The 401-nt window shown below is 62.6% G+C and carries 1 protein-coding gene; it reads right to left on the bottom strand.

Annotation, left to right across the window (positions count from 1 at the left end):
- Window positions 1–380, bottom strand: a 380-nt coding sequence (locus D7Y04_RS43265; protein WP_147477375.1) for a glycosyltransferase family 2 protein, incomplete at its 3' end; no start/stop codon positions are given.
- Window positions 381–401 lie beyond the last annotated feature (21 nt).

A 401-nucleotide genomic window follows, 5' to 3' on the forward strand; every position in this document is an offset into this window, starting at 1 on the left:
ATGGTGCCATCCGCGTTCAACAGCCGTGCACCCGCCATGCCCACTCGCGGATTTTCATCCATGAAACGGACGAGCGAATCGAACGCATCCTCGTGGACGATGGTGTCGTCATTGAAGATGCAGAAGTGGCGCCCGCGCGCCTGTCGCAACACCTGGTTGTGATTGGCGGAGAAGCCCTTTCGAGCGGAGTTGAAGAGCCAGCGCACCTGGGGGAAGTCGCGCCGCATGGCCTCCACGCCTCGCCCATCCGTGGCGTTGTCCACCACCCACACCTCGAAGGTGCACTCCCGCGTCGTCGCGTACAGCGTCCGCAGACAGTCGTGCAGCAGCTCCGGGTTGCTGTGGTTGACGATGGAGATGACCAGGTCCGGCTTCGTCATCGGATGACTCACGTCCCTCTC

The organism is Corallococcus sp. AB038B (assembly GCF_003668955.1).
Taxonomy (GTDB): Bacteria; Myxococcota; Myxococcia; order Myxococcales; family Myxococcaceae; genus Corallococcus; species Corallococcus exiguus.